This is a genomic window from Bradyrhizobium ontarionense, assembly GCF_021088345.1.
GTDB classification, from domain to species: Bacteria; Pseudomonadota; Alphaproteobacteria; order Rhizobiales; family Xanthobacteraceae; genus Bradyrhizobium; species Bradyrhizobium ontarionense.
In genome coordinates this window covers 3,482,268-3,497,736 of sequence record NZ_CP088156.1, presented here as the reverse complement: position 1 = coordinate 3,497,736, position 15,469 = coordinate 3,482,268, and the positions used below count along the sequence as shown (strand labels likewise).

The window sequence follows — 15,469 nt, the reverse complement described above, 5'->3', positions numbered from 1 at the left end:
CCCTCGATATAAGGAAAACTTTTGTCGAGCCAAAGATAAACAAATTTCCCTAATCACGCAAACCGAGCGTTGATGGGGGTGCGGCACGACCCCTTCGTGCCGCACGCATCAAGCTCTCCAAAGAATGGGCTGATGGCAAGGGAGTGGCCCATGAATCATCCTCAGATAGATCATCCTCAGATGGATCATCATCAGACATTGCAAGCCCATCTCGCATCGCAAGGTGCGGACGCGGACTGCGCCGCCGTCATCGAGGCGCTGGCCGAGGCTGCACGCGATCTGGCGCGGCAGATCGCGATTGCGCCGATTTCGGGCGTCGACGAAGGCGCAGCAACCGTGAATGCCGACGGCGACGTGCAGAAGGCGCTCGATCTCGTCGCCGACAACCTGATGCGGGATGCGCTGCGCCGGGCGCCGGTCGCCGGCATCCTCTCCGAGGAGGTCGACCGGCCTGAAACGGTCAATGCTGCTGCCCCACTCTGCGTGGCGATCGATCCGCTCGACGGTTCCTCGAACCTGCAGAACAACATCTCGGTCGGCACCATCTTCTCGATCCGGCCGCGCGGCCGCGATGTCCTCTCCAGCTTCTTCGAGCCTGGCACGGCGCAGCGCGCCGCCGGCTTCTTCGTCTATGGACCGCAGACCTGTCTCGTGCTCGCGATCGATCATCGCGTCGACCTGTATGTGCTGCATCCGTCGCTGCGCGAGTTCGTGCTCGCCAAGTCGGGCTTGCGCATCCCGCAGGATACGCCGGAGTTCGCGATCAATACCTCGAACCGGCGGCACTGGAGCGGGACCGTCCGCAACTATGTCGACGAGTGTCTCGCGGGCGCGGCCGGTCCGCGCGGTCGCGACTTCAACATGCGCTGGATCGCCTCGCTGGTCGCCGAGGCCTATCGCATCCTGATGCGCGGCGGCGTGTTCCTCTATCCGGCCGACGCGCGCCCCGGCTATCGCGAGGGCCGGCTGCGGCTGATCTACGAGGCGCATCCGATGGCGCTGATCATGGAGTGGGCCGGCGGGTCGGCGTCGAGCGGCCGCGCGCGCATCCTCGAATTGTCGGCCCGCTCACCGCATCAGCGCGCGCCGCTGATCATGGGCGATGTCCGCCTCGTCCGCGATATCGACCAGTTGCTTGAGGGCGTCGAGCCGCTGTTCGAAACCAGCGATGCGCCCCTGTTCGCGCGGCGCGGCCTGTTCCGCTGAGCCAGCCTTGCTGAGCGAGCCTTCCGGAGAAATTTCATGTCACGTCGTCATCCCATCATCTCGATCACGGGCTCGTCGGGCGCCGGCACCACGTCGGTCAAGAAGACCTTCGAGAACATCTTCCGCCGCGAGAACGTCAAGGCGGCCTATATCGAGGGCGATGCCTTCCATCGCTACAATCGCGAAGAGATGCGCGGCAGGATGGTCGAGGAGGCCGAGCGCGGCAACAAGCACTTCAGCCATTTCAGCCCCGACACTAATCTGTTCGAGGAGCTCGAGAAGACGTTCCGCGACTATTCCGAGACCGGCACCGGCAAGACCCGCCACTACGTGCACGACGAGGAGGAGGCGCGGCTCTACGATACCAGGCCCGGCAACTTCACCGACTGGACGCAGCTGCCCGAGGAGTCCGACCTTCTGTTCTACGAAGGCCTTCATGGCGCCGTCGTCACCGAAACGGTCAACATCGCCCAGCATGCGGACCTGAAGATCGGCGTGGTGCCGGTCATCAACCTGGAATGGATCCAGAAGCTGCATCGCGACCGCGCCTCGCGCGGTTACACCACCGAGGCGGTGACGGACACGATCCTGCGGCGCATGCCGGACTACGTGAACTACATCATTCCACAGTTCTCGGAGACCGATATCAACTTCCAGCGCGTGCCGACGGTCGATACGTCGAACCCGTTCATCGCCCGCTGGATCCCGACGCCCGATGAATCGATGGTCGTGATCCGCCTGAAGAATCCGCGCGGCATCGATTTCCCCTATCTGCTCTCCATGATTCAGGGGAGCTTCATGTCGCGCGCCAATTCGATCGTGATCCACGGCTCGAAGCTGGACATCGCGATGCAACTGATTCTGACCCCCATGATCATGCAACTGATGGACCGAAAGAGGCGCACGATATGACAGCGACCGCCGTGCAAACGCTGGGCCCGAAGACCGATCCCGGTCATGCCGAGATGGCGAATGCGATCCGCTTCCTGGCGATCGACGCCGTCGAGAAGGCGAAGTCTGGCCACCCCGGCATGCCGATGGGCATGGCCGACGTTGCGACCGTATTGTATCAGCGCTTCCTGAAGTTCGATCCCGCCGATCCGGCGTGGCCCGATCGCGATCGCTTCGTGCTGTCGGCCGGCCACGGCTCGATGCTGCTCTATGCGCTGCTGCATCTGACCGGCTACGAGGCGGTCACGATCGACGAGCTGAAGAGGTTCCGGCAATGGGGCGCCAAGACGCCGGGACATCCGGAATATGGTCATACGCCCGGCGTCGAGACCACCACCGGTCCGCTCGGGCAGGGCATCGCCACCGCCGTCGGCATGGCGCTCGCCGAGCGCCTGATGAACGCGCGTTTTGGCGACGATCTGGTCGATCATTATACTTATGTGATCGCCGGCGACGGCTGCCTGATGGAGGGCATCAGCCACGAGGCAATCTCGCTCGCCGGCCATCTCCGGCTCAATCGCCTGATCGTGCTGTTCGACGACAACGGCATCTCCATCGACGGCTCGACCGGGCTCGCCTGCTCTGACGATCAGCTGGCGCGCTTCACGGCCTCCGGCTGGGCGACGAGCCGCATCGACGGCCATGATCCGGAAGCGATCGCTGCGGCGATCGCCGCGGCGCGACAGAGCGATCGTCCCAGCATGATCGCGTGCCGGACCACGATCGGCTTCGGCTCGCCCGGACGGCAGGGCACGGAGAAGGCGCATGGCGCGCCGCTCGGGCCGGAGGAGGTCGAGAAGACCCGTGCCGCCCTGCATTGGCCGCACCGGCCGTTCGAGGTTCCGGCCGATGTGCTGGTGAGCTGGCGCGAGATCGGCGCGCGCGGTCGCAGTGTGCGCCAGGCCTGGAAGGAGCGGGCGCGGAAGCTCGGCACCTCGGACCGGTCGCCCTGTCATGACGCGCTGAACAGGAAATTGCCGGCCGCCTACACCGAGCGCATGGCGCAGTTCATCAGCGAGCTCACCGCCGAGCGGCCGAAGATCGCCACGCGCCAGGCCTCGCAGAACGTCATCGATGTGATCGCGCAGGTGCTGCCCAATCTGCTCGGCGGCTCGGCGGATCTCACTCACTCCAACCTGACCAAAGCAAAGACCCACAAATCCGTCACGCCCGCCACCATGGACGGCAACTACATCCACTATGGCGTGCGCGAGCACGCGATGGCGGCGGCCATGAACGGAATCGCGCTGCATGGCGGCTTCATCCCTTATGGCGGCACCTTCCTTGCGTTCGCCGATTACAACCGGCCGGCGATCCGACTCGGCGCCCTGATGGGCATCCGCGTCATCCATGTCATGACGCACGACTCGATCGGCCTCGGTGAGGACGGACCGACGCATCAGCCGGTCGAGCAAGTCGCCAGCCTGCGCGTCATTCCCAATCTGCTCGTGTTCCGTCCGGCGGACGCGGTGGAGACGGCGGAAGCCTGGGATTGCGCGCTGCGCGCCGAAAGCTCGCCATCGGTGCTGTGCTTGTCGCGTCAGGCGCTGCCGGCCTTCCGGACCGACGCGTCTGACCACAACCAGGTCGCGCTCGGCGCCTATGTCGTCGTCGAGCCCGAAGGCGGCCGCGACGTTACCCTGATCGCGACCGGTTCGGAGGTGGCGATTGCGCTGGAGGCGGCGAAGCTGCTGGCAGCCGAGAAAGTCCGCGCGGCCGTGGTGTCGGCGCCATGCTTCGAATTGTTTCGCCAGCAGGCGCCGGACTATCGCGCCAAGGTGCTCGGCGATGCGCCGCGCATCGGCGTGGAAGCGGCGATCGAGGGCGACTGGGCGCGTTGGCTCGGCGACGCCGGCGAGTTCGTCGGCATGCACGGCTTTGGCGCCTCGGCGCCGGCGGAGGTGCTGTATCGCGAATTCGGCATCACGCCTGCCGCGGTCGCCGATGCCGCCATGCGCAACATCATTCGCGCGCGGACTTCCTGACAGAACGCAGCACAGAACGCAGACGCAGAAGAGGGACGGAGACGAACATGGCGCGGATCACGCTCAGACAATTGCTGGACCATGCCGCCGAGCGCGGCTACGGCGTGCCGGCTTTCAACATCAACAACATGGAGCAGGGGCTCGCGATCATGGAGGCGGCCGCGGCCGTCGACGCGCCCGTCATCATCCAGGCCTCGCGCGGCGCGCGCTCCTATGCCGGCGACATCATGCTGGCGAAGATGATCGATGCGCTGGAGGAGATGTATCCGCAGATTCCGCTCTGCCTGCACCAGGACCACGGCAACGACGAGGCGACCTGCGCGACCGCCATCAAATACGGCTTCACCTCGGTCATGATGGACGGCTCGCTCAAGGCCGACGCCAAGACCGCGGCCGACTACGACTATAATGTCGACATCACCCGCCGCGTCACGGACATGGCGCACTGGGTCGGCGCCTCTGTCGAGGGTGAGCTCGGCGTGCTCGGCTCGCTCGAGCATGGCGGCGGCGAGCAGGAGGACGGTCACGGCCTCGAAGGCAAAGTCAGCCGCGATCAGCTGCTGACCGATCCCGACCAGGCGGTCGATTTCGTGCGCGCCACCAAGGTCGACGCGCTCGCGATCGCGATGGGCACCTCGCACGGCGCCTACAAGTTCTCGCGCCAGCCGGACGGCGACATCCTCGCCATGAACGTGATCGAGGAGATCCATCGCCGGCTGCCCAACACCCATCTGGTCATGCACGGCTCGTCCTCGGTGCCGCAGGCGCTGCAGGACGTGTTCAATCAGTTCGGCGGCGAGATGCCGCAGACCTGGGGCGTGCCGGTCGAGGAGATCGTGCGCGGCATCCGCCACGGTGTGCGCAAGGTCAACATCGACACCGACTGCCGGCTGGCGATGACCGCGATCTTCCGAAAAGTGGGCGCCCAGTCGAAGGTCGAGTTCGACCCGCGCAAGTTCCTGAAGCCGGCGATGGATTCGATGCGCGAGCTATGCCGCGAGCGGTTCGAGCAATTCGGCGCTGCCGGCAATGCATCCAGGATCAAGGTCATTCCGCTCGCCGAAATGGCCAAGCGCTACCGCTCCGGTGCGCTCGATCCGCGAGTTGGGGGAATGACTGAAGCTGCGTGACGTCCACGGCCATAACGAACATTCAGGAGGAATACATGAACGACCAATCGATTACGGTGCGCGGCAAGGATCGCTACAAGTCCGGCGTCATGGAATACAAGCGCATGGGCTATTGGGAGCCGTCCTATCAGCCCAAGGATACCGACGTGATCGCGCTGTTCCGCGTCACGCCGCAGGATGGCGTCGATCCCACCGAGGCCTGCGCGGCCGTGGCGGGCGAATCCTCGACCGCGACCTGGACGGTGGTGTGGACCGACCGGCTGACGGCGGCGGAGAAGTATCGCGCCAAATGCTACCGCGTCGAGCCGGTGCCGAGCTCGCCCGGCAGCTATTTCGCCTATATCGCCTATGACCTCGACCTGTTCGAGCCGGGCTCGATCTCCAATCTCACGGCGTCGATCATCGGCAACGTGTTCGGCTTCAAGCCGCTCAAGGCATTGCGGCTGGAGGACATGCGGCTGCCGGTCGCCTACATCAAGACGTTCCAGGGCCCGGCGACCGGGATCGTCGTCGAGCGCGAGCGGCTCGACAAGTTCGGCCGGCCGCTGCTGGGAGCCACCGTCAAGCCGAAGCTCGGCCTGTCCGGCCGCAACTATGGCCGCGTGGTCTACGAGGCGCTGAAGGGCGGTCTCGACTTCACCAAGGACGACGAGAACATCAACTCGCAGCCGTTCATGCACTGGCGCGAACGTTTCCTCTACTGCATGGAGGCGGTCAACAAGGCGCAGGCGGCGAGCGGCGAGATCAAGGGCACCTATCTCAACGTGACCGCCGCGACGATGGAAGACATGTATGAGCGCGCCGAGTTCGCCAAGGAGCTCGGCTCCACCATCATCATGATCGATCTCGTGATCGGCTACACGGCGATCCAGTCGATGGCGAAGTGGGCCCGCCGGAACGACATGATCTTGCACCTGCACCGCGCCGGCCACTCGACCTATACGCGGCAGCGCGCGCATGGCGTGTCGTTCCGCGTCATCGCCAAGTGGATGCGGCTCGCCGGCGTCGATCACATCCATGCCGGCACCGTGGTCGGAAAGCTTGAGGGCGATCCCAACACGACGCGCGGCTATTACGACATCTGCCGCGAGGACTTCAATCCGATGCGGCTCGAGCATGGCGTGTTCTTCGACCAGCCCTGGGCGAGCCTGAACAAGCTGATGCCAGTGGCGTCCGGTGGCATCCATGCCGGCCAGATGCACCAGCTGCTCGACCTGCTCGGCGAGGACGTCGTGCTGCAGTTCGGCGGCGGCACCATCGGCCATCCGCGCGGCATCGCCGCCGGTGCGACCGCCAACCGCGTCGCGCTGGAAGCGATGATCCTCGCCCGCAACGAGGGCCGCGACTACGTGCATGAGGGTCCGGAGATCCTGGCCAAGGCGGCGCAGACCTGCACGCCGCTGCGCGAGGCGCTGGAGATCTGGAAGGACGTCACCTTCAATTACGAATCGACCGACTCGCCGGACTTCGTGCCGACTGTCACCCCCGCCGCCTAGCCATCGTTCGATGCGCCGCCGCGATGCGGGCCGGACACCGGCTCGCCCGTATCAGCCAATCAGGAGACGTCAACATGCGTGTGACACAAGGCTGCTTTTCCTTCCTGCCCGATCTGACCGACGAGCAGATCACGGCTCAGATCCAGTACTGCCTCGACAAGGGATGGGCCGTGAACCTCGAGTTCACCGACGATCCGCATCCCCGCAACACCTATTGGGAGATGTGGGGGCTGCCGATGTTCGACCTGCGCGACGCCGCCGGCATCGTGCGGGAGCTTTCCGAGTGCCGGAAGATCTACGGCGATCGCTACATCCGCATCTCGGCGTTCGATTCCAGCCATGGCTGGGAGTCGACACGGCTGTCGTTCATCGTCAACCGGCCGAAGCATGAGCCCGGCTTCCGGCTCGACCGTCAGGAAACCGTCGGGCGCAATCAGCGTTATTCCACGCGGTCGTACGCGGCCGAGCGTCCCGAAGGCGAACGCTACTAGTCGCATCGAGCCGACGTCTCCGGTCGATTCCGGGGACGTCGGCGCCGGCGACGCTGCGATCATCGATCTGTTGGCCGCGTCTCTGTTTGCCGACGTTCGCAGACGAAGGTGCGGCAACACGATACGAACTTCGTAAAACGGAGCACGAGCCAATGATGCAGGCCACGCAGGCGGATGCCACCGAGGCGACCCCGGTCGACACGATCGACCTGCGCCGCGAATTCGAGGACGTAGACATCGCGTCCGTGCTGGCGCAGCTCGACCGCGAGCTGGTCGGGCTCGCCCCGGTGAAGACGCGGATCCGCGAGATCGCCTCGCTGCTGATGATGGAGCGGATCCGCCGGAAGATGGGGCTTGCGACGACGTTTCCGACCCTGCACATGTCGTTCACCGGCAATCCCGGCACCGGCAAGACCACCGTCGCGCTGCGCATGGCGGGCATCCTGCATCGGCTCGGCTTCGTCCGCCGCGGCCACGTCATCAGCGTCACGCGCGACGACCTCGTCGGCCAATACATCGGCCATACCGCGCCGAAGACCAAGGAGGTCTTGAAGAAGGCGATGGGCGGCGTCCTCTTCATCGACGAGGCCTACTATCTCTACCGACCCGAGAACGAGCGTGACTACGGCCAGGAGTCGATCGAGATCCTGCTGCAGATCATGGAGTCCCAGCGCGAGGATCTGGTGGTGATCCTCGCCGGCTATGCGGACCGGATGGAGAAGTTCTTCCAGAGCAACCCCGGATTCCGCTCGCGCATCGCCCATCACATCGATTTTCCGGATTATTCGGAGGGCGAGCTGCTGACGATCGCCGATCTGATGCTGGACGGCCAGAACTACCGCTTCACGCCGGACGCCCGTGCGGCATTCGAGAAGTACATCGCGGTTCGCCGCACGCAACCGTTGTTTTCCAATGCGCGCTCGATCCGCAATGCGCTGGATCGCATCCGCCTGCGCCAGGCCAACCGGCTGGTCTCGCGGCTCGACCGCGTGCTGACGTCCGAGGACGTGATGTCGATCGAGGCCAGTGACGTGCTGGCGAGCCGGGTGTTTGCCAAGGGGGAAGTCAGGGCGGAAGTCAAGGCGGGGGAGGCCCAGCCATGAGTCTCGCGCTGGTCAAGAACTCAGCGTTCGACGACATCAGGCGCCGGATCGCCGATGCCGGGGCCCTGATCTTCGATGTCGACGGCACCCTGGCGGAGACCGAGGAGATTCATCGCGAGGCCTTCAATGAAGCCTTCGTAGCGACCGCCATCGACTGGCACTGGGGCCGCAGGATCTACAAGGAGTTGCTGCGCGTCGCCGGCGGCAAGGAGCGCATCCGGGCCTTCGACCAGATGCGCCGCTCCGGCCCGCCCTTGAGCGATGCGGTCATCGCCAGGGTTCATCGGGTCAAGACCGAACGTTTTGCCGCGCTGATGGCCGACAAGGGATGCCCGTTGCGGCCGGGCGTCAGAGCGGTGCTCGATGCAGCGCGGAGCCGCGAGCAGCGGCTTGCGATCGCTACGACGACCACGCGGGGCAATATCGATGCACTGCTCGCACCCGTGCTGGGCGAGCAGTGGGAGACGATGTTCGCCGCCGTCGTCGCCGCCGACGATGTCGCGCGCAAGAAGCCCGCGCCCGACGTCTATCTGGAGGTGCTGTCGCAGCTCGATCTGCCGGCTGCGAGCTGCATCGCGATCGAGGATTCCGGCAATGGGCTGATGGCGGCGACCCGCGCGGGTGTCCCGGTGCTCATCACCCGCAGCCTGTATTTTCATGATGACAGTTTTGATGGCGCGCTCGCGGTGCTCGATGATCTCACCGAGATCGCCTCGTGACGAGATCCTGTGACTGACGTGTATTCCCGATTATGTACGCCACCGTGCGCATGGCTGCTCCTGAGCTCTCGTTCTATTGCTGTGCCGACAAGAACGTGTAATTCCTTGGCGGCATACCGTCATGTCGAGTCGAGGTCGTGGAGTATGGCCCGCACGCAGGCCAAGGTGAAACGTACGGAGGTCGCCCGCACGGAAATGTTGCGCGGGCGGGTGGGGCGGCCGCCTAAGGCGTTGGCCGGCGACATCGAAGAACGGATTATCGGCGCGGCGCGCGCGGTGTTTCTCGAGCGCGGCTTCGATGGCGCCAGCATCGACGAGATCGCCGAACGGGCGCCGGCGAGCAAGCCTACGATCTATGCGCGCTACTCGGGCAAGCCCGCTTTGTTCGCCGCCGTTGTGGGGCAGTCCGTCAACGAGCTGATGAATTTCGATTCGTATGCGCCGCCGGCGGGAACGGTCCAGGAGAAGCTGGTCGGCCTTGCGATCAGCATCGTCGATCGGGCGCTGAAGGAGTCGCTCGGACTGTTGCGGGTCACGATCGGCGAGGCCTATCGTTTTCCGGATCTCAGCCGCCAGCTGCATGAGGTCTCGCGCAAGCAGGCAACCCATGCCGTGGCGATGCTGCTGGCCGAGACGACCGGCGCGTCCGGCATGTCCGTCCGGCGCGCGCCATCGAAGGCGTCGGCTGCCTTGGCCGAAATCTTCATCGATTTGATCGTGCTGCCGATGATCATGCGCTCCTTGATGGGCGCCAGCGAAAGGACCATCCGCAAGGAGCTGCCCGGCTTCGTTCGTGAACGCGTCAAGACGTTCCTGGCGCTGCAGTCCAAGTCGTAGTCGCGAGCTCAGCGCCGCCGCAGCGCGGCCGGTTCGAGGGTCACCTGCTTCAGATCCTTGCCGCTCACGACGACGATGATGAAAGCGAGCTTGCCATCCTTGCTGATCAGGCCGCCGCTGATGGCCCTGCCGGCCGCGGATCGTTCGGCGATGCGGACCGCATCCGACATCTTGAGTCGCATGGCGTTGAGTGCGGTCAGGCTGTCGCGGTCACTGTCGTTCAGCGCCTGCACCGTCGAGAACAGCACGCTGTTGCGCACTTTCGCTGTCGTGCCGTCGATGTCGGACTCCCAAATCTGCCCACTCTGCAGGGTGCGGACCTTGTAGACGGGGACGTCGAGCCCGCCCTCGAAGCTGATGTCGGCGGTTTTCGAACCGGGATGGATCCGCTCGGCGATTCGCAAGGCCTGGTGCAGCGACACCTCTGTCCGGCGGAACCTGTCGAGCTCGCGATCGATTGCCTCCTGGCTCAGCGCCGGATCATTGGCGTTGGAGGATTGTGGATCCATGGGGACCTGCGCCCCGCTGGTCGCGGCATCGGCAACAGCGTGCGCAAGGGGCGTCCATGACAACAGGATGAAGGTAAAAAGTATGATCCGTCTCATGTGGTGCCTGCTGTCTCCGACATCGGTCGGTGCTTGTAGAGCATTCCCGGCAAAACGGTTGTGTTAAAACGAAACTGTATCGTTCTATAATTACGCTCCACCGGTTTGTCAAGATCACGGCACCGGTGGTGTCTGGATCCAGAGGCGCGCCGAACGCGCGGTGTCGTAACCGAACGCATAGAGCGAGCGCATGTAGTCGGTATCGAAGCCCACTCCCTGGCCCTCGGGAATGGAGGGGTCGATCGCGGTCATGTTGAAGGCCAGCCCGTTGTGCTTGGCAAACTGGTAGGTCGCCTGCAGATAGCTCTGAATCTCGCGCTTGCTCTTCATCCCGAGCGAGCGGATCGCGATCGCCTTGGCGCTGTTCTCGACCGGCTGGAACTCGGTCGAGATCCGGCCATTCATGATGACATAGACCGCCGGCCCCGGCGACGCCATGCGTCGCGATGAGCCAGGCTGCATCAGCAGGCGGTCCGGAAAGGTGAAGACCTGCGTGGAGACGCCGCCGTCGACATGCATCTCCTCGATGGCTTTGCCGTCCGCGGAGGCAGCGATCAGCGACGGCGGAAACGCGACGGGAACACTGGCCGACGCCGTGAGCACCTGCCGGAACAGTGCAAGCGCGTGTGGCGTTCGCACCGACGCGATCTCGCCCATGTTCCACAGCACAGGACGGGCTGCGTCCAGATCCGTGGTCACGACGAAGAGCCGGCGCCCCTTGGCGTGTTCCCTGGCGATCGCCTCCAGCAGCTCCGGCGTCGTATAATGGCTGATCGCGTCGCGCAGCGGCTGGCCGTCGAAGATCGATGAGCCGAACACGGCACGCAGGGCGTTGGGAGAGGCAGCGAACGAGCTGGCGAGCCCACTCGTATACATCTCCTTCAGCGTCGGATCGTAGGCCTGCCCGAGGAAGGCGAAGGGGGCGATCAGGGCGCCGGTGCTGACACCCGACACGATCGTGAATTCCGGACGCGCGCCGCTTTCGCTCCAGCCGTTGAGAATGCCGGCGCCGAACGCGCCGTCGCCGCCGCCTCCGGAAAGGGCAAGATAGGCGAACGGCCGGCTCGGCTGCGGTTTCGGCTTGAACGATGCAACGTCGAAGCTCTCGGCAGGCGCGTCGGCCCACATCCGCACGGAGCCGAAGCCGTCGATCGTGGCGCGCTTGGCATCATCAGCCGAATAGGTTGCGCGCTGAACGGATGCGCAGGCCGAGAGCAAGAGTGCAAGCGTGCAGACTGCGGCGGTCACGCCGCCCGCTTGCCTTGGACAAGGTCGCACGTCTTACACTCCACACTAAGAAACGATACCGTTTGGTATTGTTTCTGCCGATGATCAAGCTCCGAGACGTCCGATCGTTCGCTCGCCTCATCACGATTCCCGGAGCCGCGCGCCGGGCGGCGACCGGCGAAGCGGGATTGGCTCATGCGACGGGGATCGCGCGTCGCAGCCGTTGATGGAACCAGCCGGCCTCGGTTGGTGCCGGCAGCTATGACTTCGTTGCCATTTCCGGTAGGTTCGCGCCCGTTCGACCAGCGCGGCACCCACAGCCGATGCAAAATCCGCAAAGCCGCGGGCGCAGATTCATGAGCCGCTCAGGGATGTCGTGAGCGCCATGCAGGAGGAGAGGACGGCGGAATGACCAAGGGCCAAGCCATGATCAGAACGGCTGTGACTGCAATGACGCTGCTTGCAGGCCTGGGCGGAGCCCATGCGGCGCAGTGCGGCAGCTCGCCCGCGGGCTTCGAGGCGTGGAAGCGCGAGTTCGGCGAGGAGGCCCGCACCAAGGGAATCGGCGGCACCGCGGTCGCAGCGCTGATGCAGACCAACTACGCGTCGGCGACGATTGCCGCCGACCGCGGCCAGCGCAGCTTCGGCCTGTCGCTCGATCAGTTCCTCGCCAAGCGCGGCGCGGCGGCGATCGTCGCGCGCGGGCGCCAGCTCAAGCAGTCGCAGGCCGCGATGTTCGCTTCCATCGAGCAGCGTTACGGCGTCCCGCCCGGGCCGCTGATCGCGATCTGGGGCATGGAGAGCGGCTTCGGCAGCCAGCGCGGCAATCAGCACATGCTCTCGTCGATCGCGACGCTCGCCTATGACTGCCGCCGTCCGGAGTTCTTCACCGAGCAGCTCTATGCCGCGCTCAAGCTGATCGATCGCGGCGTGCTGTCGGGCTCGTCCCGCGGCTCGATGCATGGCGAGGTCGGACAGACCCAGTTCATGCCGAAGAACATCCTCGCCTACGGCATCGGCAATCTCGACGTCGCCGCCAACGCGCTGGCCTCGACCGCGAATTTCCTGCGCGCCAATGGCTGGAAGGCAGGCGCCGGCTATCAGCCGGGCGAGCCGAACTTCGCCGCCATCGAGGCCTGGAACGCGGCCGGCGTCTATCAGAAGGCGATCGCGCTGATGGGCCGTCAGATCGACGGCGGCGGCTCGGCCGCGGAGCGGTGAGACGCTCGCACCACCAACAAGACGTCTGCAAATAAGAAAAGCGGCGCTTCATCACTGAAGCGCCGCTTCCTTTTACTCAGTCCGTTGATCGCCTCAGGCCTTCAGCTCGAAGCGGTCGAGGTTCGTCACCTTGGTCCAGGCGGCGACGAAGTCCTTGACGAACTTCTGCTTGGCGTCCGAGCTCGCATAGACTTCGGCGAGCGCGCGCAGCTGCGCGTGCGAACCGAAGATCAGGTCGGCGCGGGTGGCCGTCCACTTGACCGCGCCGGACTTGCGGTCGCGGCCCTCGAAGGTGTGCTCGCCCTGGTCGACCGGCCGCCATACGACGCCCATATCGAGCAGGTTGGCGAAGAAGTCGTTCGAGAGCGTCTCCGTCTGCGCTGTGAACACGCCGTGCTTGGCGCCGTTGGCGTTGGCGCCGAGCACGCGCAGGCCGCCGACCAGAACGGTCAGCTCCGGCGCGCTCAGCGTCAGCAGCTGGGCCTTGTCGACCAGCAGCTCCTCGGCCGACAGAAACTGCTTGCCGCTGATGTAGTTGCGGAAGCCGTCATGGGTCGGTTCGAGCACCGCGAACGATTCGACGTCGGTCTGCTCCTGGGAGGCGTCGGTGCGGCCGGGCGCGAACGGCACGGTCACCTCGACGCCGGCTTTCTTGGCCGCCGCCTCGACGCCGGCATTGCCGGCCAGCACGATCAGGTCGGCGAGCGAGATCTTCTTGCCGCCGGCGGCCGCCGTGTTGAACTCCGTCTGGATGCCTTCGAGCGAGGAGAGCACCTTGGCGAGCTCGGCCGGGTTGTTGACCGCCCAGTCCTTTTGCGGAGCGAGACGGATACGCGCGCCGTTGGCGCCGCCGCGCTTGTCCGAGCCGCGGAAGGTCGAGGCCGAGGCCCAGGCTGTCGACACCAGCTGCGACACAGACAGCCCCGAGGCGAGGATCTTCGCCTTGAGCGCCGCGACGTCCTTGTCGTCGACCAGGGGGTGATCGACCGGCGGCAGCGGATCCTGCCAGATCAGCTCCTCCTTCGGCACCAGCGGACCGAGATAGCGCACCTTCGGACCCATGTCGCGATGGGTCAGCTTGAACCAGGCGCGGGCGAAGGCGTCGGCGAACTGATCCGGGTTCTCGAGGAAGCGGCGCGAGATCTTCTCGTAGGCCGGATCCATGCGCAGCGCGAGGTCGGTGGTCAGCATCGACGGCGCGTGGCGCTTGGACTTGTCATGCGCATCCGGCACGGTGTCGGCGCCGGCGCCATGCTTCGGCTTCCACTGATGCGCGCCGGCCGGACTCTTGGTCAGCTCCCATTCGTAGCCGAACAGGTTCCAGAAGAAGTTGTTGCTCCATTTGGTCGGCGTCGTGGTCCAGATCACCTCGAGACCGGAGGTGATGGCATCGCCGCCCTTGCCCGAGGCATATTTGCTCGCCCAGCCGAGACCCTGCTGCGCGATGTCGGCGCCTTCCGGCTCGGCACCGACCAGCGAGGCGTCACCGGCGCCGTGGGTCTTACCGAAGGTGTGGCCGCCGGCGATCAGCGCCACGGTCTCTTCGTCGTCCATCGCCATGCGGGCGAAGGTCTCGCGGATGTCGCGCGCGGAAGCCAGCGGGTCGGGATTGCCGTTCGGGCCTTCCGGGTTGACGTAGATGAGGCCCATCTGCACGGCGGCGAGCGAGCCGGCGAGCTCGCGGTCGCCGCTGTAGCGCTCGTCGGCGAGCCACTTGCCCTCGGGACCCCAATAGATGTCCTGCTCCGGCTCCCAGGTGTCGGCGCGGCCGCCGCCGAAGCCGAAGGTCTTGAAGCCCATCGATTCCAGCGCGACGTTGCCGGTCAGCACGAACAGGTCGGCCCAGGAGATCTTCTGGCCGTATTTCTGCTTGATCGGCCACAACAGGCGGCGTGCCTTGTCGAGGTTGGCGTTGTCGGGCCAGCTGTTCAGCGGCGCGAAGCGCTGCTGCCCGGCGCCGGCGCCGCCGCGGCCGTCACCGATGCGGTAGGTGCCGGCGGCGTGCCAGGCCATGCGGATGAACAGCGGGCCGTAATGACCGAAATCGGCCGGCCACCAGTCCTGCGAATCCGTCATCAAAGCGTGCAGGTCCTTGACCAGCGCGTCGAGATCGAGGCTCTTGAATTCCTTGGTATAATCGAACGCCTCGCCGAGCGGATCGGTAAGCTTCGAGTGCTGATGCAGGATCGACAGATTGAGCTGGTTCGGCCACCAATCCTTGTTCGAAAATCCCTTCAAGCCGCCCGAAAACGGGCACTTGCTGACGTCATCCATGTTTCTCTCCTGACGTGATCGTCATGGTTCCCCCCTGGGGTGGGTGGCGGGACCCTACGCGGCTACTTCGATCAGGGGAAATTGAGTTTGGTGATTGTCACGATAAGATTATCTGATCGAAGTGTGAAACTGGGGTGATGCCGGCGTCCGGGTCCCGAGACGTCATTCGAGGACCGGAAGCGCGGGCTGCGGCCTGGCCTCGGCGCCGCAATGCCCGCAACCAT

13 protein-coding genes are annotated in these 15,469 nt (G+C 65.2%); 10 read left to right on the top strand and 3 right to left on the bottom strand.

What is annotated here, in order from left to right; all coding sequences use genetic code 11:
- The first annotated feature begins 132 nt into the window (after window positions 1–132).
- The 9 genes from LQG66_RS15805 to LQG66_RS15765 all read left to right on the top strand — a co-directional run bounded on the left by LQG66_RS15805 (window position 133) and on the right by LQG66_RS15765 (window position 9,918).
- On the top strand, window positions 133–1,206 hold the full coding sequence (locus LQG66_RS15805) for a class 1 fructose-bisphosphatase (RefSeq protein ID WP_231327125.1): 1,074 nt from the start codon (window positions 133–135) through the stop codon (window positions 1,204–1,206).
- Between the two features lie 36 nt (window positions 1,207–1,242).
- Entirely contained in the window at window positions 1,243–2,118 is an 876-nt protein-coding gene (locus tag LQG66_RS15800) for a phosphoribulokinase (RefSeq protein WP_231327124.1), read from the top strand.
- Window positions 2,115–4,142 carry a transketolase gene (gene tkt / locus LQG66_RS15795; RefSeq protein WP_231327123.1) on the top strand — a complete coding sequence of 676 codons (2,028 nt, stop codon included), beginning with the start codon at window positions 2,115–2,117 and terminating at the stop codon, window positions 4,140–4,142. Before LQG66_RS15800 ends, tkt begins: the two co-directional genes overlap by 4 nt.
- A 47-nt stretch (window positions 4,143–4,189) precedes the next feature.
- The gene (gene fba, locus LQG66_RS15790) at window positions 4,190–5,272 is read left to right on the top strand and encodes a class II fructose-bisphosphate aldolase (protein WP_231327122.1); all 1,083 of its coding nucleotides are present in this window, start codon (window positions 4,190–4,192) and stop codon (window positions 5,270–5,272) included.
- A 35-nt stretch (window positions 5,273–5,307) separates the two neighbouring features.
- Entirely contained in the window at window positions 5,308–6,768 is a 1,461-nt protein-coding gene (locus LQG66_RS15785) for a form I ribulose bisphosphate carboxylase large subunit (RefSeq protein ID WP_231327121.1), read from the top strand.
- A 74-nt stretch (window positions 6,769–6,842) separates the two neighbouring features.
- Window positions 6,843–7,259 (top strand): ribulose bisphosphate carboxylase small subunit, encoded by a 417-nt coding sequence (locus LQG66_RS15780; protein WP_231327120.1) that lies wholly within the window; start codon window positions 6,843–6,845, stop codon window positions 7,257–7,259.
- 155 nt (window positions 7,260–7,414) lie between these two features.
- Window positions 7,415–8,362, top strand: a complete 948-nt coding sequence (cbbX, locus tag LQG66_RS15775; protein ID WP_231327807.1) for a CbbX protein — start codon at window positions 7,415–7,417, stop codon at window positions 8,360–8,362.
- Entirely contained in the window at window positions 8,359–9,081 is a 723-nt protein-coding gene (locus LQG66_RS15770; protein WP_231327119.1) for an HAD-IA family hydrolase, read from the top strand. Before cbbX ends, LQG66_RS15770 begins: the two co-directional genes overlap by 4 nt.
- Before the next feature lie 144 nt (window positions 9,082–9,225).
- On the top strand, window positions 9,226–9,918 hold the full coding sequence (locus LQG66_RS15765) for a TetR/AcrR family transcriptional regulator (protein ID WP_231327806.1): 693 nt from the start codon (window positions 9,226–9,228) through the stop codon (window positions 9,916–9,918).
- 8 nt (window positions 9,919–9,926) lie between these two features.
- Here the strand turns inward: LQG66_RS15765 and LQG66_RS15760 are convergent, their stop codons facing one another.
- Window positions 9,927–10,523 (bottom strand): PepSY domain-containing protein, encoded by a 597-nt coding sequence (locus LQG66_RS15760; protein ID WP_425601315.1) that lies wholly within the window; start codon window positions 10,521–10,523, stop codon window positions 9,927–9,929.
- Between the two features lie 114 nt (window positions 10,524–10,637).
- Window positions 10,638–11,771, bottom strand: coding sequence for a patatin-like phospholipase family protein (locus tag LQG66_RS15755; RefSeq protein WP_231327117.1), 1,134 nt, complete (start codon window positions 11,769–11,771; stop codon window positions 10,638–10,640).
- Window positions 11,772–12,158: 387 nt separating this feature from the next.
- Here LQG66_RS15755 and LQG66_RS15750 point away from each other — a divergent pair, with 387 nt between their 5' ends.
- Entirely contained in the window at window positions 12,159–12,971 is an 813-nt protein-coding gene (locus tag LQG66_RS15750) for a lytic murein transglycosylase (protein ID WP_231327116.1), read from the top strand.
- Window positions 12,972–13,064: 93 nt separating this feature from the next.
- Here the strand turns inward: LQG66_RS15750 and katG are convergent, their stop codons facing one another.
- On the bottom strand, window positions 13,065–15,245 hold the full coding sequence (gene katG / locus LQG66_RS15745; protein WP_231327115.1) for a catalase/peroxidase HPI: 2,181 nt from the start codon (window positions 15,243–15,245) through the stop codon (window positions 13,065–13,067).
- Window positions 15,246–15,469 lie beyond the last annotated feature (224 nt).

Excerpts from the sequence above, each read along its gene's own strand:
- LQG66_RS15805 (WP_231327125.1), top strand. The coding sequence starts at position 133 with ATGGCAAGGGAGTGGCCCATGAATCATCCTCAGATAGATCATCCTCAG.
- LQG66_RS15800 (WP_231327124.1), top strand. The coding sequence starts at position 1,243 with ATGTCACGTCGTCATCCCATCATCTCGATCACGGGCTCGTCGGGCGCC.
- tkt (WP_231327123.1), top strand. The coding sequence starts at position 2,115 with ATGACAGCGACCGCCGTGCAAACGCTGGGCCCGAAGACCGATCCCGGT.
- fba (WP_231327122.1), top strand. The coding sequence starts at position 4,190 with ATGGCGCGGATCACGCTCAGACAATTGCTGGACCATGCCGCCGAGCGC.
- LQG66_RS15785 (WP_231327121.1), top strand. The coding sequence starts at position 5,308 with ATGAACGACCAATCGATTACGGTGCGCGGCAAGGATCGCTACAAGTCC.
- LQG66_RS15780 (WP_231327120.1), top strand. The coding sequence starts at position 6,843 with ATGCGTGTGACACAAGGCTGCTTTTCCTTCCTGCCCGATCTGACCGAC.
- cbbX (WP_231327807.1), top strand. The coding sequence starts at position 7,415 with ATGCAGGCCACGCAGGCGGATGCCACCGAGGCGACCCCGGTCGACACG.
- LQG66_RS15770 (WP_231327119.1), top strand. The coding sequence starts at position 8,359 with ATGAGTCTCGCGCTGGTCAAGAACTCAGCGTTCGACGACATCAGGCGC.
- LQG66_RS15765 (WP_231327806.1), top strand. The coding sequence starts at position 9,226 with ATGGCCCGCACGCAGGCCAAGGTGAAACGTACGGAGGTCGCCCGCACG.
- LQG66_RS15760 (WP_425601315.1), bottom strand. The coding sequence starts at position 10,523 with ATGAGACGGATCATACTTTTTACCTTCATCCTGTTGTCATGGACGCCC.
- LQG66_RS15750 (WP_231327116.1), top strand. The coding sequence starts at position 12,159 with ATGACCAAGGGCCAAGCCATGATCAGAACGGCTGTGACTGCAATGACG.
- katG (WP_231327115.1), bottom strand. The coding sequence starts at position 15,245 with ATGGATGACGTCAGCAAGTGCCCGTTTTCGGGCGGCTTGAAGGGATTT.